The organism is Rubrivivax gelatinosus IL144, assembly GCF_000284255.1.
Classification (GTDB): Bacteria; Pseudomonadota; Gammaproteobacteria; order Burkholderiales; family Burkholderiaceae_C; genus Rubrivivax; species Rubrivivax gelatinosus_A.
The window spans coordinates 2,128,625-2,147,553 of sequence record NC_017075.1 but is presented as its reverse complement, the minus strand read 5'-3'; the positions used below and the strand labels follow the sequence as shown (position 1 = coordinate 2,147,553).

Below are 18,929 nucleotides of genomic sequence, written 5' to 3'. Positions count from 1 at the left end.
GCGTCGGCGCCGTCACGCTGGGCCTGAACCCGCGCCTGCACTTCGACGAGCGCTACCGCGAGTTCCTGCACAGCGTCGCGCGCCAGATCGCCGCGCTGCTGCAGCGCCTCACGATGCAGCGCCGTCGAACGCCAGCAGGCCTATCTGCGCGAGCTCTTCCTGCAGGTGCCGGCCGGCATCGCGCTGCTCGAAGGCCCCGAGCACGTCTTCGCGCTGGCCAACCCGCTGTACCAGTCGATCGTCGGCGGCCGTGCGGTCGTGGGCCGCCCGATCCGCGACGCGCTGCCCGAGCTGGAGCAGCAGCCCTTTCTCGCCCTGCTCGACGAGGTCTACCGGCGCGGCACGGCCCACGTCGGCACCGGCGAAGTCGCGCTGCTGGCCGACACGCGCGGCGAGCTGAGCCCGCGCCACTTCAACTACGTCTTCCAGCCGACGCACGACGGGGCCGGGCAGACGACCGGCATCCTGGTCTTCTGCTACGAGGTCAGCGATCAGGTGCGCGCGCAGCGCCACTCCGAGGCGCTGACGCGGCAGCTGCAGCAGGAGCACCAGCGAAAGGACGAGTTCCTGGCGATGCTGGCGCACGAGCTGCGCAACCCGCTGGCGCCGATCAGCTCGGCCGCCGAACTGCTACGCGGCGGCCATCTGGACGCCGCGGCGACGGCCGCCGCCGCCGCGGTCATCGTGCGCCAGGTGCGGCACATGACGGCGCTGGTCGACGACCTGCTCGACGTCTCGCGCGTCACGCGCGGCCTGGTCGAGATCGAGCGCCGGCCGCAGTGGATGGGTGCGGTTGTGCTCGACGCCGTCGAACAGGTACGCCCGCTGATCGACGCCCGCGGCCACACGCTGACGCTGGAACTGCCCGAGCCGTCGCCACAGGTTCAGGGCGACCGCAAGCGCCTGGTGCAGATCGTCGCCAACCTGCTGACCAACGCCGCCAAGTACACGCCCGACAGCGGCGAGATCCGGCTCGCGATGTCGGCCGACGACGGGCGGGTCGAGCTGAGCGTCGCCGACGACGGCATCGGCATCCCGGCCGAGCTGCTGTCGCACGTCTTCGAGCCCTTCGTGCAGGCGCGGCGCAGCAAGGACCGCGGCGACGGCGGCCTGGGCATCGGCCTGGCGCTGGTGAAGAGCCTGACCGAGCTGCACGGCGGCACGGTCGAGTGCGAGAGCGCCGGCAGCGGCCGGGGCAGCCGCTTCACCGTGCGCCTGCCCTGCACCGAGGCGGCAGACCCGCCGGCCGCGCCCGATGCCGCCGCCGACGGCTCCGGCCTCGGCCACCGCATCCTCGTCGTCGACGACAACGTCGACGCGGCGCAGATGCTGGCCATGCTGCTGCGCGGCAGCGGCCACGAGGTGCTGGTGGAGACGCGACCGCTGGAAGTCGTCAGCCGCGCCGAGGCCTACCGGCCGGACGTCGCGCTGCTGGACATCGGCCTGCCCGAACTCGACGGTTGCGAGCTGGCGACCCGCCTGCGCGCCCGGGCGACGACCGCGCACACGGTGCTGGTCGCGATCTCGGGCTACGGCCAGGCCGCCGACCGCGAACGCGCGCGCCGCGCGGGCTTCGACCACTACCTCGTCAAGCCGGTCGACTTCGACGTGCTGGAGGCGCTGCTGGGGCAGGCCGGCGGCGCCGCGACGCACGAGGGCTGAACGCCAGACGCGCCAGCCGTTGACGAGCTACGGCAGGCCCAGAACCGGGGCCAAGGCGGCCAGCAAGGGCAAAGGCGACACCGGCGGTTCACCCGCTGCCCACGCGTCCTGATACTCCGCCACTTCGACGCCGACGACCGGCTGCTCGGCGATGACCGCCATCGCCTGCCGCAAGTCGTCCAGCGACAGGCCGCCCTCGTGGGCGTAGTCGGTCGGCACGATGCCGGGGTTCAGCACGTCGCAGTCCAAGTGGACGTAGACCGGGCGGCCGGCGATCGCGGCGCGCAGCCGATCGGCCAGGCCAGCGCCCGGCTGGACGTGAGGCAGGCAATGCGCGCGCATCAGTTCGATCTCGAACGGATCGAGGTCGCGCTGGCCGACGAGCACGACGTTCGTCAGCGCCAAGCCGCTGCCGAAGCCGGAGTCCCACAGTCCCAGCGACGCGGACAAGGCCAGCCCGCCGAGGTAGCCGCTGCGCGTCGACTGCGGCGTGTTGAGGTCCGCGTGGGCGTCGAACCAGACGACGCAGGCCTCGGGATGGTGCCGTGCGACGACCGGCAGCGTGGCGACGGAGGCCGCACAGCGGCTGGTGGCCGACAGCGGCCGCCCGCCGCGGACGTAGACGTCTTCGAACCGGGCCTGGAGCTGCAAGAGTTCGGGCCGCGCGGACTCGAGTTCGACGTCCCAGTTCAGGTCGAGGGCCGGCCGCGGCACGCCGACGACGGTCGGCTCGAGGGCCAGCAGCCGGCCCATCGCCTCGGCGAGCCGGCGCGCCCCGGGAATGGCCAGATCGTTGTGGTCGCCGACGCGACCTTGGAAGACCGTGAGTTCGAAGGTCATGGGTTCGAAGGCCAGTGTAGGCGGCGCATCGCCGGCAGCAGCGAGCCCAAGCTGCGTGAAGCCCTCCACTTGACCGACGCGAAATCCTCAGCAGAATCCGCCCCCGCAACCCCTTTGGGCGCTGAGCGCGGTCCGGCATATCCGGGCAACCGCAGCGCATCGGCCCCATCGCGATCCGGTTGCCGCGAAAGGACGGGGCCGACCAGGAGCCCTTGGATGAAAACCATCATCGAGCCTTTCCGCATCAAGTCGGTCGAACCGATCCGCCTGACGACGCGCGAAGAGCGCCAGCAACACCTCGCCGCCACCGGCTACAACCTCTTCGGCCTGCCCTCGGAGGCGGTGCTGATCGACCTGCTGACCGACTCCGGCACCGGCGCGATGTCCTCGCTGCAGTGGGCCGCGGTGATGCGCGGCGACGAGAGCTACGCCGGCAGCCCCAGCTTCTACCGCTTCGAGGCGGCGGTGAAGAACCTGATGCCGTTCAAGCACGTCATCCCCACGCACCAGGGCCGCGCGGCCGAAGCGATCCTGTTCTCGATCTTCGGCGGCGCCGGCCGGCGCATCCCGTCGAACACGCACTTCGACACGACGCGCGGCAACATCGAGGCTTCGGGCGCGATCGGCGACGACCTCGTCATCGCCGAAGGCAAGGACCCGCGCAGCGAACACCCGTTCAAGGGCGACATGGACCTGGAGCGGCTGGAGGCCTACCTGCAGCAGCACGCCGCCGAGGTGCCGCTGGTGATGATCACGATCACCAACAACGCCGGCGGCGGCCAGCCGGTGAGCCTGGCCAACATCCGCGCCGTCGCCGAGCTGGCGCACCGCCACGGCAAGCCCTTCGTCATCGACGGCTGCCGCTTCGCCGAGAACGCCTGGTTCATCAAGTCGCGCGAGCCGGGCCAGGGCGGACGCTCGATCGAGGACATCGTGCGCGACTGCTTCTCGGTGGCCGACGGCATGACGATGAGCGCCAAGAAGGACGCCTTCGGCAACATCGGCGGCTGGCTGGCGCTGAACGACGACGGACTCGCCGAGCAGGCGCGCCAGCACCTGATCCGCACCGAGGGTTTCCCGACCTACGGCGGCCTGGCCGGGCGCGACCTGGACGCTCTGGCCCAGGGCCTGGCCGAGATCGTCGACGAGGACTACCTGCGCTACCGCATCCGCACCAACGCCTACATCGTCGAGCGCCTGGACGCGATGGGCATCCCGGTCGTCAAGCCCGCCGGCGGCCACGCGGTGTTCGTCGACGCACGCGCCTGGCTGTCGCACATCGCGCCGCTGCAGTACCCGGGCCAGGCGCTGGCCGTGGCGCTGTACGAGACGGGCGGCATCCGCAGCTGCGAGATCGGCACCGTGATGTTCGGCCGCCAGCCCGACGGCAGCGAGAAGCCCGCGGCGATGGACCTGGTGCGCCTGGCCTTCCCGCGCCGCACCTACACCCAGAGCCACGCCGACTACGTCGTCGAGGTCTTCGAGGAAGTGGCGGTGGCCAAGGACCGGCTGGCCGGCTACCGCATCGTCAGCGAGCCCAAGCTGATGCGGCACTTCACCTGCCGGTTCGAGAAGCTGGGCGCGTGATCGGCAGCGCCGAGGCCTGCTCGGCGCGATGAGCCGGCGGCGGGGCCTCGTCCCGCCCCGGCTCGCTCAGAACTCGATCACGACCGACGGCGCGCTGCGCTTCGCTTCGCCGTGGTGGACGGCTTCGATGTTGTTGCCGTCCGGGTCCAGCACGAACGCGGCGTAATAACCCGGGTGATAGGGCCGCTCGCCGGGCGCGCCGTTGTCCTGGCCGCCGTGGGCCAGCGCGGCCTCGTAGAAGCGGTCCACCATCGTCCTGTCCTGCGCCTGGAAGGCCAGGTGATGGCGCCCGGTCAGCACGCCCAGCGCTGCCGGGCTGTCGACGCCGGTGACGAACAGCTCGTCGGCCCAGAAGTAGCCGTCGCCCGTGCCGCCCATCGGCACGCCGAGCGAGTCGAGCACGGCGGCATAAAAAGCCTGGCTCGCCGCCAGATCACGCACCACGAGTTGCACATGGTCGAAGAGGCGGCCGCGATGAAGGGACTGCGTTTCCATGATGAGTTGTTCAGTTGCCGGGCTCCAAGCCCGTGAAGAGTCGCATCCAGCATAACGCCCGCTGCCGACGCCGCCCGGCCTCACCCAAACAGGTGAGCCGCCCTCACCGCCGCATGTGATTCGGCCCGCGCCCGCTTGGCCGACGATGGCGCATCGCACTTGCTGGAGACGTCGATGGCGCTTTACGAATACCTGTGCGCGGACCACGGCCCGTTCGACCGCCACTGGCCGCTGGGCACGGCGCCGGCCGAAGCCGCATGCCCGCAGTGCGAGGCCGCGGCGCGCCGCGTGTTCTCGGCGCCGATGCTGCGGACCGGCCGGCGCAGCGAATGGACCGCCGCGCTGGACCACGCCGAGAAGAGCCGCCACGAGCCCGACGTCGTCTCGGCGCCGCCCGCGCTCGGCCGTCCGTCCCGCCCCGCCGCGCCGCTGAACCCGGCGCTGTTCACCCTGCCCAGGCCCTGATCCCGGCCGGCAGTCCTCGTGCTCCGCTCGTCGCGGAGCGGTCTTCCCACGCCCCTCGAAAGGTGAGCCATGCCCCAGAACCTCTTTCCGCTGGACAACACGAAGAAGTTCAAGGACCAGAAGATCGTCGGCCACAACCGCTGGCACCCCGACATCCCGCCGGCGGTGAAGATCAAGCCGGGCACGGTGTTCTGCGCCGACTGCCGCGAGTGGTTCGACGGCGCGATCCGCAACGACGACTCGGCCGACGACATCCGCCACGCGCCGCTGGCCGGCGTGCACGTGCTCTCCGGCCCGTTCTACGTCGAAGGCGCCGAGCCGGGTGACCTGCTGATCGTCGACATCCTCGAGATCGACGCCTGCAACCAGGAAGACTCCGGGCCGCTGTCGGGCCAGGGCTGGGGCTACACCGGCGTCTTCGCGCGCAACAACGGCGGCGGCTTCCTCACCGAACGTTTCCCCGACGCCTACAAGGTGATCTGGGACTTCCGCGGCGACGTCGCCACCTCGCGCCACATCCCCGAGGTCTCGTACACCGGCATCCACCACCCGGGGCTGATGGGCACGGCACCGTCGGCCGAACTGCTGGCCAGGTGGACGGCGCGCGAGAAGGCGCTGATCGCCACCGACCCGATGCGCGTGCCGCCGCTGGCGCTGCCGCCGCTGCCCGACAGCGCGATCCTCGGTTCGCTGAAGGGTGCCGAGTTCGAGCGTGTCGCCGCCGAAGCCGCCCGCACCGCGCCGCCGCGCGAAAACGGCGGCAACCAGGACATCAAGAACCTCACCGCCGGCAGCCGCGTCTTCTATCCGGTGTTCGTGCCCGGCGCCAACCTGTCCTTCGGCGACCTGCACTTCTCGCAGGGCGACGGCGAGATCACGTTCTGCGGCGCGATCGAGATGGGCGGCTTCATGGACCTGCACGTCGACCTGATCAAGGGCGGCATGGCCAAGTACGGCGTCAAGGAGAACGCGGTCTTCATGCCCGGCAACCGCGACCCGCAGTACTCGGAGTGGCTGGCGTTCTCGGGCGTCTCGGTCGACTCGGGCGGCAAGCAGCACTACCTGGACTCGTGGCTGGCCTACCAGAACGCCTGCAATCACGCGATCGATTACCTGATGAAGTTCGGCTACACCGACATCCAGGCCTACATGATCCTGGGCACCGCGCCGGTGGAAGGCCGGCTCTCGGGCGTGGTCGACATCCCCAACGCCTGCTCGACGATCTACATCCCGCGCGCGATCTTCGACTTCGACATCCGGCCGTCGGCCACGGGCGCGCCGCACCAGGTCAAGCAAGGGGTGCAGGTGCCCCGTTCCGGCAACTGAGCGCCCGAGCCGGCCGCCCCGGCAGCGGGCGGCCGGCCCCACACGAAGGAGACACGCGATGCTCGGACTGGTCCTGTTCTTCGTCGGCGCCGTGCTGTGCCTCAACGGCCTGTGGCTGTTGGGGCGCATCGGCGACAACGAGATCTCCATCATCAACTACCTGGTCGGCGGCATCACCCTCGTCGCCTGCCTGGTGCTGGCCTTCGGGCCCGGCGCCGACGCGGCGTCGATCAAGGCCGCGGCGCTGACGCTGCTCTTCACCTTCACCTACCTCTGGGTGGCGATCAACCGCAGCAACGGCGCCGACGGCCGCGGCCTGGGCTGGTTCAGCCTGTTCGTCGCGCTGACCGCGGTGCCGGTGACGCTGCAGACGCTCGCGGGCGCCGACAGCACCTGGGGCTACTGGTTCGGCTTCAGCTGGGCGGCCTGGGGCGTGCTGTGGTTCATGTTCTTCCTGCTGCTGGCGATGAAGAAACCGATCGCGCGGCTGGTCGGCGGGCTGACGCTGGCCGAAGGCGTGCTGACCGGCTGGGTGCCCGGCTACCTGCTGCTCAACGGCCTGCTGAAGTAGCCGATGCCGCTCTACGACTACCGCTGCGAACAGGGCTGCGGCGAGTTCCGCGCCTTCCGGCCGATGGCCGAATCGTCGCGGCCGGCGCCTTGCCCCCAGTGCGACACCCCGGCGGCACGCACGCTGGCCGCGCCGATGCTGGCCGGTGCGTCGCCCGGCTGGCTGGGCGCGCCGCCGGCCGCGGGCGGCGGCGGCTGGCGCCGCGCCTGCGGCTTCGGCTGCAGCCACGCCGGCTGCCGCTGAAGCCGCTGAGCCCGGCGCGGTGCTGCCGCGCCGGGCTCAGTGCGCCAGCGCCGGGCCTTGTCGCACCTGCGCCGCCAGGTCCTGCGGTGCGCAGGCCGGCGCCAGCGCATCGCCCTGCCCCAGCTCGCAGCCTTCCCACTTGAAGAACTGCGCGTCCTCGGGCGAGGCGATGCCGTCGGCGATGACCACCGCCTGCAGCGTCTGCGCCAGCGCGATCAGCGACCGTGCGACGGCCATGCGCTCGGGCTGGCTGGCGACGCCGCGCACGAAGGGCCGCGGCAGCTTCAGCCGGTCGGGCGCCGCGCCGCTCAGCTGCGGCAGCGAGATCGTGCCGGCGCCGAAGTCGGCCAGGGTCAGCGTCACGCCGGCGGCTCGCAAGGCCTCGACGGCCGGCCCGGCGCCGCGCAGCGCCGCTTCGCCGACCAGCAGGTCCAGCGTGCCGGGCGCCAGCCCGGCCGCGCGCACCGCGTCGACGATGCGGCGGCCGACCTCGGGCTCGGCCAGGCCATCGCCCGCCAGCGGCACCGACACACGCAGCGGCCGCCCCAGCGCCTGGGCCCAGGCGCGTGCCCAGTGCAACGCGGCGGCCAGCAAGGGCTCCACAAGCGCCGCCGGCAGCGCGCCGTCGCCCGCCGCCTGGCGCAGGCGCGCGGCGCTCAGCCAGCCGGCCGTGCCGCGCCACTGCGGCAGCAGCTCGACGCCGGCGACCTGCCAGTCCGCCAGCGCCACCTCGGGCTGCACCTGCAGCAGCGCCGGTGCGCCCAGCGCCGCCAGTTCGGGCTGCAGCGGGTCGGCCGCGCGCTCGGTGGCAGGCGCGCCGCCAGCGCGCAGCTCCAGCGTGCGGCGGTAGGCGCGCAGCCCGCTGATGACGATCGAGTTCAGGCGCTGGGCGGTGATCTCGGTCTTCAGGAAGTAGCCGTTGATCTCGTGGCCGTGCATCACCTCGGCCTCGGGCGCGACGCCGGGCTGGCCGGTGCGCAGCACGATCTGCATGTCGGCGTTGCCCAGACGCTGGCGGATGTGCTGCACCAGCAGCAGCCCGGCGTCGTCGGTCTCCATGACGACGTCGACCAGCGCCAGCGCGACGTCGGCGTGGCGCGCCAGCAGATCACGCGCCTCGGCCGCCGAGCCGGCCGTCAGCAGCTCGACGCCGCGGTCCTCGAAGCGCAGGCCGGCGAGGATGAGCCGGGAGACCTCGTGCACCATCGGCTCGTCGTCGACCAGCAGCAGCTTCCAGGGCCCGGTTTCAGGCTTCATCGCGGCGTGTCCTCGGCAAGGCACCCAGTATGCGGCCCACGTCCGGCGTCTGCCGGGCGACGCGCGGCAGGCACAGTGCGAAGCGCGCGCCGCCGCCCGGCGCCGCATCCAGCGCCAGCGAGCCGCCCAGCTGGCGCGCGACGAGCTGGTTGACGATGTACAGCCCCAGCCCGCTGCCGCCCTGCAGCCGGCGCGTCGTGTAGAAGGGCTCGAACACCCGCGTGCGCAGCGCCGGGGCGATGCCGCGGCCGTTGTCGGCGACGTCCAGGCGCAGCTCCTCGTCGTCGGCCTCGGCGCGCAGCAGCAGGCGCCGCGTGCCGGGGGCGCCGGGCTCGAAGGCGTGCTGGACGGCGTTGAGCACGAGGTTGGACAGCACCTGGGCCAGCGCCACCGGGTAGCTCTCCAGCACCAGCCCCGGCGGGATGTCGATGCGCAGCTCGATGCCGGCCTCGGCGACGCGCGGCGCCAGCGCGGCCAGCGTCTCGTCGACCGCCTCGCGCAGGTCCAGCCGGCGCCGGGCTTCGGGCACGCGGTCGATGGCCAACTGCTTGAAGTTCTGCACCAGCTGCGCCATGCGCGTCGCGTTGGCCAGCAGCAGCCGCGCCGAGCCGGCGGCGTCGGCCAGGTAGCGGCCCAGCGCCTCGTCGTCGAGGCGGCCGTCGCGGCGCGCCGCCTCGGTCTCGGCGATGCGGTCCGACAGGAAGGAGGCGCTGGTCACCGTGATGCCCACCGGCGTGTTGATCTCGTGCGCGACGCCAGCCACCAGCGCGCCCAACGAGGCCAGCTTCTCGGTCTCGACCAGGCTGGCGCGTGTGCTCTCCAGGTGCTGCAGCGACTCCAGCAGCTCGCGTTCGCCCTGCTCCTGCGCTTCGTGCGACAGCACGATCCACCACGCGCCCAGCGAGGCCACGGCCAGCGTCGCGACGTACAGCCGCGTCATCACGCGCACCAGCTCGTCGCGCGTGGCGGCGTCGTGCAGGTCCATGAAGCGGTAGGTCAGCAGGAAGGCGGCGCCGATCAGCACCGCGACGACGCCCAGCAGCCCGAGGAAACGCCCGAAGCGGCGCAGCACCTGCGGCCGGAAACGCGCCGGCCGCGGCGCCGCCTCGGCCCCCGCCGGGCGCTTGCAGAAGTCGTGGCAGTGCAGCTCCAGCCCGCAGCACAGCGAACACAGCGAGCCGCCGTACAGCGGGCAGTGCACCATGTCCGGCGCCTCGTACTCGCGCTCGCAGACGCAGCACTCGACCAGCGTCGTGCGCGGCACGCCGCGCCAGCGGTCGTCCTGGCGCGCCAGGTACCAGCGCCCGCGCGTGGCGTAGCCGATCACGATGGCGGCGACGAAGGACAGCGCCAGCGCGACGAAGCCGAAGAAAGCCTGCCCCCAGGGCCCGAAGACGCCGGCGTAGGCCAGCAGCGCCACCGCCGCGGCCAGTGCCGTGGCGCCGCAGCCCACCGGGTTGAAGTCGTGCAGGTTGGCGCGCTTGAACTCGACGAACGGCGGGCTGATGCCGGTGCGCTTGAGCACCACCAGGTCGGCCACCAGCGCGCCGATCCAGGCCAGCGCCACCGTCGAATAGACCGACAGCACCGTCTGCAGCGTCTCGAAGATGCCCAGCAGCGTCAGCAGCAGCGCGATGACGACGTTGAACACCAGCCAGACCACGCGCCCCGGGTGGTAGTGCGCCAGGCGCACGAAGCAGTTGGACCAGGCCAGCGAGCCGCTGTAGGCGTTGGTGACGTTGATCTTGACCTGCGAGACGGTGACGAACAGCGCCGCCAGCGCCAGCGCCAGGCCGGGGTCGGCGACGACCTGGCGGTAGGCGTGCACGAACATGTGCGCCGGCTCCACCGCCTGCGCCGCGCTGGCGCCGGTGCGCAGCGCCAGCACCGCCAGCAGGCTGCCCAGCGTGACCTTGGCCGCGCCGATGAGGATCCAGCCCGGCCCGGCGGCCAGCAGCGCGGCCCACCACTCGCGCCGGTTGGCGGCCGTGCGTTCGGGCAGGAAACGCAGGTAGTCGGCCTGCTCGCCGATCTGCGCCGCCAGCGCCAGCATCACGCCGGCGGCGGCGCCGAAGAGCAGCGGGTCGAAGTGGCCGCGGCTGCCGTCCAGCCCGGCGTAGGAGGTCCAGGCGCCGACCACCGACGGGTCGCGGTACAGGATCAGCAGCACCGGCAGCGCCAGCAGCGCCAGCCACAGCGGTTGCGTCCAGGCCTGCAGCCGGTTGATCGCCGTGACGCCGTAGAACACCACCGGCACGATGACCAGCGAACACAGCAGGTAGCCCAGCGGCAGGCTGAGCCCGGTGGCCAGGTTCAGCGCCTGGGCCCAGATCGCCGTCTCCAGCGCGAAGAAGATGAAGGTGAAGCTGGCGTAGATCAGCGAGGTGATCGTCGAGCCCAGGTAGCCGAAGCCGGCGCCGCGCGTCAGCAGGTCGATGTCGACGTTGGACACCGCGCAGGCATAGGCGATCGGCAGGCTGACGAGGAAGATGACGATGGACGCGACGACGATCGCCGTCATCGCGTTCTGGAAGCCGTAGCTCAGCGTGATGCTGGCGCCGATGGCCTCCAGCGCCAGGAAGGAGATGCCGCCGATCGCCGTGTTGGCCATCACGCGCGGCGCCCAGCGGCGGTAGGAACTGGCGGCGTGGCGCAGCGCGTAGTCTTCCAGCGACTCCTTCGCCACCCAGGATTGGTACTCGCGCTTCACTCGAAGCATGGAACGCCCGCAGGTGCCGCGGCGGGCCCCGATGAGCCAGGGTAATGGCGCCGTCCCGGCCTTCCCACTGGCTGTTTCCCGGGCCCGATCCGGATTGACATCCGTTAACCGGGCACCAGAATCGTGCAGAAATCGCAGCCAGGAACCCAGACCATGGCCCGTTCCGCCGTCTCGGCGCCAGAGGCGAAAACGCCCGCGCCCCCGCACGAGCTGGTGCACGCGATCCACGCCGCCGGAGCCGACGACGAGAGCTGGCCCGAGGTGCTGGAACGCCTGCGCAGCCACCTCGGCGCGCGCGCCGTGACGCTGGTGCACCACCAGTTCCTCGGCGGCGGCGAGGTGACGCTGTACGAGTCGGCCGCCGGCGGCGCCGGCGGCATGACCGAGTACGCAGCACGCAACCCGTGGTTCATGTCCAGCTGCGACTACCAGCCCGGCCGCGTGATGACCGGCGACGAGCTGATCAGCACGCCCGACCTGCGCCGCACCGACTTCTACCGCGAGGTGCTGCAGCCGCGCGGCCTGCTGCACCTGCTGTGCGGCGTCGTCGACCAGCGCCAGCGCGGCGCCCACGTGCTGGCCGCCTACCGCGCCGAGAACGAACCCGCGTTCGACGCCGCGCAGAAGGCCGAGCTGTCGCTGCTGCTGCAGCACGTGACGCTGTCGATGCGCAGCCAGTGGCGCTGGCAGGAAGCGCACGACTTGGCGCACGCGCTGCTGCGCCTGTCGGACCAGGACGCCAACCCGGCGATCCTGGTCAGCGCCGACGGCGAGCCGGTGCACACCAACGCCGCCGGCGCGCGGCTGCTGGAGCGCCGCCACGGCCTGCGTGTCGACGGCGGCCGCGTCGTCGCCGCCCACCCGCACGACCGCCGGCTGCTGGCCGAGACGATCGCGCGCGTCGCCCATGAAGCGCCCGGCGCCGAGGCCGCGCGCCCGGCGGTGCTGACGCTGGCCGGCACCGCCGACGACGAGCCTGTCGTCGTCGTCGTGCGCCCGGCCGGCGCCGTCTTCCGCCGCCACGCCGGCAGTCCGCGCGGGCTGGCGATGGTGGCCGTGCGCGGCGCCCAGCAGCGCCACGACCCGGCGGCCTGCGTCTTCGCGCGCCAGTACGAGCTGACCGCGGCGCAGGCGCGCGTCAGCGCGCTGGTGTTCTCGGGCCAGTCGCTGGCGACGATCGCGCGCTCGCTGGGGCTGTCGGACAACACCGTGCGCAGCCACCTGAAGCAGGTCTTCCAGAAGACCGACACGCACAGCCAGATGGAGCTGGTGCACCTGCACGCGCGGGTCTGCAGCGCACTGCCCTAGCCGGGCCCGGCCTCCGTCCGGGGCCGCTGGCGCGCCGCCACCGCGGCGACGAAGCCGCCGAAGGCGTCGAGCAGCGGCGCGCCGTCGAAGGACGGGCCTTCCAGCGCCGCCAGCGCCTGCACCGTCGCTTCCAATGTCGACACCTGGTCGGCCCGCCGCGCGGCGCGGATCGCGCGGTAACGCGTCGGCGCCGGCGCGTCCAGCGCCAGCCGCGGCAGCGCGGCGAGCAGCGGGTGCTCCAGCAGCAGGCGCAGGCTCTTGCGCCAGGTGGCGTCGATGACGACCAGGCGCACCGGTGCCGCGGGTGCAGCGGCCGAGGCCGGCGGCGCCGGCGCGGCCGGCACGTCGGGATACAGCAGCCTCGTCTCCAGCCCGGGCCGGTGCAGCAGCGCGCGCAAGGCCGCATCGTCGAAACGTTCGCCGACGACCACCTCGCAGCGCGCCAGCGACAGCCGCAGCAGCGCGACGCTGTTCTTGGCCTGGCGCTGCTCCTGCGGGTGCTGCAGCACCAGGACTTCGGTGCGATGCGGCGTGGGCCGCACCAGGGCGCAGATACAGGTGGGCGACGGGCGCAGGCAGCGGGGGCAGACGGGGCGGGAACTGACGGGCGAAACGGGCATGTTCACGAGTGTCGGGCAAGCGCGAGGCGGCCACGGGCAGGCCCACCCGCAGGTCCAGCCGCGGCACCACATCTGGGAGCGCAAGGGAGCAGACCGCCGGCAGCAGCGCTTGACGGTACAGCGTCGCGCGACTTCAATCGCCGGCGGCCCCGGGCAAGCCAGCCGGCCTCTTCCCAAACACTCCGGAGCGACTGGATGGACTACCGCGAGGTCGTGCAAACCGTCGCCGGCCTCGTGTCGGCTCGCTACGTGTTCCCCGACGTCGCGCAACGCGTCGCGGCGCATCTGCGTCGGCGGCTCGATTCGGGCGCCTACGCCACCAACGATCCAACCGAGCTCGCGACGCGCCTGACCAACGACCTGCGGCAGGCGTCCGGCGACCGGCATCTGCGCGTGCGCCACGAGCCCGAGCCGCACGTTCCGGAAGCGCCCGGCGTGACGGTGCGCGAGCAGAACGACCGCGCAGAGCACTGCCGTGCCATGGGCTTCGGCATCGCGTCGGTGCAGCGCATCGACGGCAACCTGGCCGTGCTGGACATCCGCGAGCTGGTCGAGCCCGACCTGTCGCGCCCGGCCTACGAGGCGGCCTTGATGTCGGTCGCCGATGCGTCGGCGCTGGTCATCGACTTGCGGCAGTGCGTGGGCGGCGACCCGGCAACGGTCGCTCTGGTGTGCTCGGCGCTGGTCGACCGCCGCACGCCCTTGAGCAGCATCGTGCCGCGCTCCGCACCCGCAGAGGAGTTCTGGGCCGACCCGGCGCCGCATGCCCTGAGCTTCGGCGGCCGCAAGCCTCTGCTGCTCGCCGTGGCCGGCTTCAGCTTCTCGGGTGCCGAGATGCTGGCTTACGACCTGCAGGCGATGGGGCGGGCCGTCGTCGTCGGTGAAACGACCGGCGGCGGCGCCAACCCGTGCAACGTCCACTGGCCCTCACCCCACTTCAGCCTGCTGCTGCCGGAGGCGAGCACCCGCAACCCCATCACCGGAAACAACTGGGAGGGGTGCGGGGTCGTGCCGGACGTCGCCTGCGATGCGGGCAACGCGCTGCGGGTCGCGCTCGGGCTGGCCCGGCAGCGCCTGGCGACAGGCGCGTGAGCGGATCGCTGCGCAGCATCGCGATCCAGGCCGCCTGGCTCGACGGCGAGCGGCGCTTCGCCGCCTGAAACGCGGTGCCACCCGACCCGCGGGCGGCACCGCTTTGCCTTACTTCGACAGCTTGATCTGCGCGCTGGTGGCCGTCAGGTAGCCGACCGAGGCGCCGAAGCGGTCTTCGTAGTTGGCGCGGATCAGCGGGTCCAGCGTCGGCTTGACGACATCGTGCAGCGGGGACTCCCAGTCACCGGCGTGCTGGAAGTTGCTCATGATGTAGGTGAAGCCGTGGATCGTGTCGACCGCGTGCAGGCCGGTCGACTCGGCGCCCGAGGGCGTGGACAGCACGCGGCTCAGCGTGCCGGTGTCGACGTTGTAGGCCCACAGGAAGTTGTTGACGTGCATGCCGCTGTCTTCGCCGATGAACAGCGTGCGCATCTCTTCCGAGAACTTCAGGTTGTCGGGGTTGGCGATCTTGTCCGCGTTGGCCAGGTTGCCCAGCGAATCGGCCGTCGCCAGGTCTTCACCGAGCAGGATGAACTTGGACGAGGCCGGCACCCATTCGCTGTCGATCGTGCCGCCCGCGCTGTCCTTCTGGCCGGCGCCCAGCGTGTGCTCGAGCACGCCGCCGGCGTTGATCGCCGAGGCGAAGTTGACGTTGAGCGCCGGCACGTTGCCGGACTTGCCCGTCACCATCGAGTCCTTGATCGCCGAGATCGCCGAGTAGGCCTTCTTGTCCTTGATGTCGACCGTCGTGCCTTCCATCTTGGTGAAGGACAGGCTGCCGCCCATCAGCGCGGCGTAGCGGTGGGTCTCCAGGAAGGCCGCGGCCTTCTCCATGCCCGGCTTCACCTTGACCCACAGGCTCTTCTTGTTCAGCACGATCTTGGTGTAGCTGGCGTCGCCCGGGTCGGCGGTGCGCGAGTCCATGATGTCGGTGGCCTTGATGCCGCCGTCCACCAGGGCCTTGATCTCGGCGCTGGTGGCCGAACCCAGCTTGATCCAGCTGATCGTGCCGGTGGAAGTCGCGTTCAGCACGCTGGTGTACTTGGCGACGTACAGCGTGCCCGACGACAGGTCCTTCGCCTTGTCGGCGACGAACATGAACAGGCCGCCGTTGGTGGCGTCGTCGCCCATCAGCGCGGTGCGCTGGTCCGGCATCACCTGGATCAGTTCGTGCGAGATGCGGCCCAGGCAGTAGTGCTTCTTGATCGTGCCGGTGCCGTCCTTGTTGACCGTGACTTCGGGCATGTGGCCGTAGTCGTAGGGGTTGGCGGTGCTGGCGTCGCCGAACAGGTTCTGGCTGAAGCCCTTGAGCACGGCCAGCGACTGGCCCAGCGCGCCCTGGTCGAAGGCGTCGGGTTCGTACTCTTCCGAGGACAGATGCGTGCCCCAGGGCGAGAGGCTGGCGCCGCAGGTGATCCACAGGCCCTTGACGCCCGAGGTGTCGACGTTGTGGTACTTCACCAGCTTGAGCTTGCCGGTGGACTTGTCCTGGTCCAGCGTCAGCACGGCGATCGGCGACGGCAGCTGGCCGTACATCGAGGCCAGGGCCTGGTTGCGCGTCGTGTACTCGAACTGCACCACCGCGAAGACGGTATTTCCGGTGACGCCGGCCACGCTGGCGCCGTCCACCGTCAGCAGCGAGGAGCCGTCCGGGCAGTCCGAGAAGAACTGGCGTTCGGCGCCGGCCACCGAGCGGTCGACGATGGGCTGGTTGTGGATGTCGTAGTAGCCGCCGGCGACCAGGGTGCCGCCCTTGCCGTCGGGCACGGTGGTGCCGGTCATGAAGAACGGCTGGTAGGCCAGCGTGAAGCTGCGCGTGCTCTTGTCGTCGTAGGCGACGACCAGCGACGAGGCGGTGTAGGTGGTGGCCATGTTGGCCGGGTTGGCCAGCGTCGGCGCGGCCATGCTGCTGAACGTGGCGCTGACGTAAGCCGGGTCGTCGCCGTCGTCGCCGCCGCAGGCGGTCAGCAGACCGGCCGCCGTCAGCGAGGACGCCAGGGGCAACAGCGGAGCGCCAGCCATGGCGCGAATCAGAGTACGGCGGGAAAGGGTGGCCCCGGTGATCGGCGAACGGACCTCGGTCATGTGTGCTGCCTGCGTTGTTCTCAGTCAAGAAGCCGAGAAATTTATCGGCGACACATGTCGGGATCGTGACGTTGACCTGACCCCAATCAAGCCGCGACGATCGTTGGATCGACTAGAGGGCGGCGGATCAGACCGTGGCAGAAGGTGTGCGGTCAGGGGACGACGCACGGGGAACGCGGGAACCGGATGCGGCGTAACGCGGGCCTGGCAAGCGGACTCCAGAAGCACCCAGCGCCGGCTGGCGCGCGGCTTGGTGATCAAGCCCGGTTGCCGTTGCGGCGCTTGCGGCCCCCTTCATCTCGGCGCCGGAAGTAGCGCCCGATCAGCGCATCGACGATGAGCACCAGAAAGAAGAAGGCGATCACCAGAACCGGATCCCTCACCCAATCGGGATCGCTGTCGTAGATCACGAAGCCCGCCACCAGCGCGAAGACCAAGGTGGCCACGGCGCGTTCGATCTTCATCTTTTGGACTGGGAGGTTGGCGAAGCCGATTGTGCGTTTGGCATCTCTGAAGCAGCCATTTCGCCACCGGCGGTCGGCCTTGAAACGTCGGGGCGCGAGGCAGCCTTACGAAGGCGTTGCGCCCCGTGTTTGAGCCGGCCAGCCCCCTGGCGAGCTGCACTGATTCAGGGCAACTCGCTACATTGCGGCTAGGTAAGGACATTACCGCTAGAAGACCTTCAGGCCGTGCAGGAGCACGATGGCGATCGAGAGCGGTGCGACGTAGCGGACGAGGAAGAAAACTGCGCGAATCAGGCCGCGATTGTCCAGTGTCCCCTCGTTGCTCAAGCGCTTCTCGAGTTCCGGCAAACCGTACACCCAGCCGACGAACAGGCAGATCAAGATGCCGCCCAACGGCAGAAGAACGTTTGAACTGAGGAAGTCGAAGAGCTCGAAAGCATTCATGCCGAACAGCTTCGTTTCCGCGAGCACGCCTTGCGATAGCGCCGCCGGCGCGCCGATCAGCGCAATGGTCAGGATCGTGCAGGTCGAAGCCTTCTTGCGGCCCATACCGAAGCGCTCGGAGAGGATCGCAACCGGCACTTCAAGCAGCGAGAGGATGGCGCCGACACTGGCGATCGCCGTCAGGATGAAGAAGATCGTCATGAAGACGATACCGCCCGGCATGGCGGTGAATACTGCCGGAATGGTCATGAACACCAGCGACGGGCCGGCCGCCGGCTCGAAACCGAAGGCGAACACCGCCGGGAAGATGGCGATGCCCGCCAGCAGCGACACCGAGAGGTCGGCCAGCATGACGCGTGTTGTCGTTGCCGGAATGTTCTGATCCTCGCGGAAGTAGCTGCCGTAGGTCAGCATCGTTCCCATGCCGAGCGAAAGCTTGAAGAAGGCGAGGCCGAACGCCGTCAGCACGACCGTTGGCGTGATCTTCGAAAAGTCCGGGCTGAACAGAAAGGTCAGTCCCCGCGCAGCGCCTTCCAGCGTCAGGCTGCGCGCGCAGAGGACCAGCAGCAGGATATATAGCACTGGCATCAGCTTGCGCGTCACGGCTTCGATCCCCTTGGACACGCCCAGCATGATGATGCTGCCCGTAATGCCGAGCACAACCCACTGCCAGATCAGCGATGAAGTCGGATTCGAAACCAGTGCGCCGAAGATTTCACCGGCGATTTTCGGATCACTGGTCAGAACTTCTCCGCTCATCGCCTTGAAAATGTAAGCGTACACCCAGCCTGCGACTTCCGAATAGAATGCCATGATCAACAGCGCAGAGAGAAAACCCATCCAGCCGATGAGTTTCCACCCGTGCTGTCGCGGAGCCAGGCGATCGAATGTCGTAATGGCATTGGCTCGCGCGGCGCGGCCGAGCGTCGTCTCCGCCATCATCAGCGGCAGGCCGACCATCAGCGTGGCGAGTAGATAGACCAGAAGAAAACCGGCGCCGCCGTTGACCCCGGTGAGAGAGGGAAACTTCCAGATATTGCCGAGTCCGACGGCAGAGCCGAGGGTGGCGACCAGCACGCCGAATTTGCTGGTAAAGCCGTCACGTTTGGATGGATTCATCGTGCTTGCGTATTTCTTGGACTGGCATCGCTGATTTATTCGGCTCATGCGCCTAAAAGGACCGTGCATCTTGCCGTGAGAGAAGCGCCAGAGCAAGCGGAAATCCGGTATTGCGAATAATGGCCAGCGCTGGTGCATTCTGCCAGCGATCGCGCAGAGCTCGTTTCAACATAGATCCGGCAGCTACCCCGTTGTCTGAAGTGCTGGCAGGGACTCGGCGGCCCGGTGACCGGTGCGATACGGCTGATGTAGCGCACAAGGCAGCCCCAGCGGTCGAGGTCCTGAACTGCTCCGCAGTCGCCTTGCCGTGCAGCAAGGCCGCGCCGACGTTGGCGATCAGCCGCTTCAGGGTGTCGGCTCGGCCGTGCAGCGGAGTCAGGTACAGCGTCGTCTGGTTGGCATGGCTGGCGGCCTTGCCCACCGCGGCCAGTAACAGCGGACGGCCGCTCCTGGCCGGCAGCAGTCACTCAGCCGCTTTGCGCGAGTGACCTCACCCGCTGCACAGCAGCCCCAGCCCATCAAGGCGCCCCGTCTCAACAACCCGAATGCCCCCGGGTTACCTCTCCCCCTCCACGGGAATTTTTCCGTTGAGCAGATGACACCCGCTCCCTAAGGTCCGTCGCCATCCGTGG

17 protein-coding genes are annotated in these 18,929 nt (G+C 70.2%); 8 read left to right on the top strand and 9 right to left on the bottom strand.

What is annotated here, in order from left to right:
• Nucleotides 1–165: 165 nt before the first annotated feature.
• A complete protein-coding gene (locus tag RGE_RS10050) occupies nucleotides 166–1,662 on the top strand; it encodes a hybrid sensor histidine kinase/response regulator (protein WP_014428266.1) in 1,497 nt (498 codons plus the stop codon).
• 27 nt (nucleotides 1,663–1,689) lie between these two features.
• On the opposite strand, the gene RGE_RS10045 is transcribed toward RGE_RS10050, so the two are convergent.
• Nucleotides 1,690–2,571 carry an arginase family protein gene (locus RGE_RS10045; protein WP_232505008.1) on the bottom strand — a complete coding sequence of 294 codons (882 nt, stop codon included), beginning with the start codon at nucleotides 2,569–2,571 and terminating at the stop codon, nucleotides 1,690–1,692.
• 147 nt (nucleotides 2,572–2,718) lie between these two features.
• Here RGE_RS10045 and RGE_RS10040 point away from each other — a divergent pair, with 147 nt between their 5' ends.
• Nucleotides 2,719–4,089 (top strand): tryptophanase, encoded by a 1,371-nt coding sequence (locus tag RGE_RS10040; protein ID WP_014428263.1) that lies wholly within the window; start codon nucleotides 2,719–2,721, stop codon nucleotides 4,087–4,089.
• Nucleotides 4,090–4,155: 66 nt separating this feature from the next.
• Here RGE_RS10040 and RGE_RS10035 read toward each other — a convergent pair whose 3' ends face one another.
• A complete protein-coding gene (locus RGE_RS10035) occupies nucleotides 4,156–4,584 on the bottom strand; it encodes a VOC family protein (protein ID WP_014428262.1) in 429 nt (142 codons plus the stop codon).
• A 174-nt stretch (nucleotides 4,585–4,758) separates the two neighbouring features.
• On the opposite strand from RGE_RS10035, the gene RGE_RS10030 reads away from it, so the two are divergent.
• From RGE_RS10030 to RGE_RS10015, 4 genes are all read left to right on the top strand, one after another.
• The gene (locus RGE_RS10030; protein ID WP_014428261.1) at nucleotides 4,759–5,049 is read left to right on the top strand and encodes an FmdB family zinc ribbon protein; all 291 of its coding nucleotides are present in this window, start codon (nucleotides 4,759–4,761) and stop codon (nucleotides 5,047–5,049) included.
• A 69-nt stretch (nucleotides 5,050–5,118) separates the two neighbouring features.
• On the top strand, nucleotides 5,119–6,375 hold the full coding sequence (gene fmdA, locus RGE_RS10025) for a formamidase (RefSeq protein WP_014428260.1): 1,257 nt from the start codon (nucleotides 5,119–5,121) through the stop codon (nucleotides 6,373–6,375).
• A gap of 58 nt (nucleotides 6,376–6,433) precedes the next feature.
• On the top strand, nucleotides 6,434–6,946 hold the full coding sequence (locus RGE_RS10020; RefSeq protein ID WP_014428259.1) for an AmiS/UreI family transporter: 513 nt from the start codon (nucleotides 6,434–6,436) through the stop codon (nucleotides 6,944–6,946).
• Nucleotides 6,947–6,949: 3 nt separating this feature from the next.
• A complete protein-coding gene (locus tag RGE_RS10015) occupies nucleotides 6,950–7,189 on the top strand; it encodes an FmdB family zinc ribbon protein (RefSeq protein WP_014428258.1) in 240 nt (79 codons plus the stop codon).
• Nucleotides 7,190–7,225: 36 nt separating this feature from the next.
• On the opposite strand, the gene RGE_RS23170 is transcribed toward RGE_RS10015, so the two are convergent.
• Together RGE_RS23170 and RGE_RS10005 are read right to left on the bottom strand one after the other, a co-directional pair.
• The gene (locus RGE_RS23170; RefSeq protein WP_014428257.1) at nucleotides 7,226–8,446 is read right to left on the bottom strand and encodes an EAL domain-containing response regulator; all 1,221 of its coding nucleotides are present in this window, start codon (nucleotides 8,444–8,446) and stop codon (nucleotides 7,226–7,228) included.
• Nucleotides 8,436–11,165: an ATP-binding protein gene (locus RGE_RS10005; RefSeq protein WP_043783980.1), complete on the bottom strand. Its 2,730-nt coding sequence runs from the start codon at nucleotides 11,163–11,165 to the stop codon at nucleotides 8,436–8,438. Before RGE_RS10005 ends, RGE_RS23170 begins: the two co-directional genes overlap by 11 nt.
• Before the next feature lie 153 nt (nucleotides 11,166–11,318).
• On the opposite strand from RGE_RS10005, the gene RGE_RS10000 reads away from it, so the two are divergent.
• A complete protein-coding gene (locus RGE_RS10000) occupies nucleotides 11,319–12,473 on the top strand; it encodes a helix-turn-helix transcriptional regulator (RefSeq protein ID WP_014428255.1) in 1,155 nt (384 codons plus the stop codon).
• Here RGE_RS10000 and RGE_RS09995 read toward each other — a convergent pair.
• Nucleotides 12,470–13,093, bottom strand: a complete 624-nt coding sequence (locus RGE_RS09995; RefSeq protein ID WP_014428254.1) for a DTW domain-containing protein — start codon at nucleotides 13,091–13,093, stop codon at nucleotides 12,470–12,472. The genes RGE_RS10000 and RGE_RS09995 overlap by 4 nt on opposite strands.
• Before the next feature lie 195 nt (nucleotides 13,094–13,288).
• Here RGE_RS09995 and RGE_RS24045 point away from each other — a divergent pair, with 195 nt between their 5' ends.
• Nucleotides 13,289–14,185: a S41 family peptidase gene (locus RGE_RS24045; protein ID WP_014428253.1), complete on the top strand. Its 897-nt coding sequence runs from the start codon at nucleotides 13,289–13,291 to the stop codon at nucleotides 14,183–14,185.
• Nucleotides 14,186–14,293: 108 nt separating this feature from the next.
• Here RGE_RS24045 and RGE_RS09985 read toward each other — a convergent pair whose 3' ends face one another.
• From RGE_RS09985 to RGE_RS24040, 4 genes are all read right to left on the bottom strand, one after another.
• Nucleotides 14,294–16,270, bottom strand: a complete 1,977-nt coding sequence (locus RGE_RS09985; RefSeq protein WP_014428252.1) for a PhoX family protein — start codon at nucleotides 16,268–16,270, stop codon at nucleotides 14,294–14,296.
• A gap of 257 nt (nucleotides 16,271–16,527) precedes the next feature.
• On the bottom strand, nucleotides 16,528–16,734 hold the full coding sequence (locus tag RGE_RS09980) for a hypothetical protein (protein WP_014428251.1): 207 nt from the start codon (nucleotides 16,732–16,734) through the stop codon (nucleotides 16,528–16,530).
• 207 nt (nucleotides 16,735–16,941) lie between these two features.
• The gene (locus RGE_RS09975) at nucleotides 16,942–18,297 is read right to left on the bottom strand and encodes a sodium-dependent transporter (RefSeq protein WP_043783979.1); all 1,356 of its coding nucleotides are present in this window, start codon (nucleotides 18,295–18,297) and stop codon (nucleotides 16,942–16,944) included.
• A gap of 52 nt (nucleotides 18,298–18,349) precedes the next feature.
• Nucleotides 18,350–18,718, bottom strand: a complete 369-nt coding sequence (locus tag RGE_RS24040) for a hypothetical protein (RefSeq protein ID WP_014428249.1) — start codon at nucleotides 18,716–18,718, stop codon at nucleotides 18,350–18,352.
• Nucleotides 18,719–18,929 lie beyond the last annotated feature (211 nt).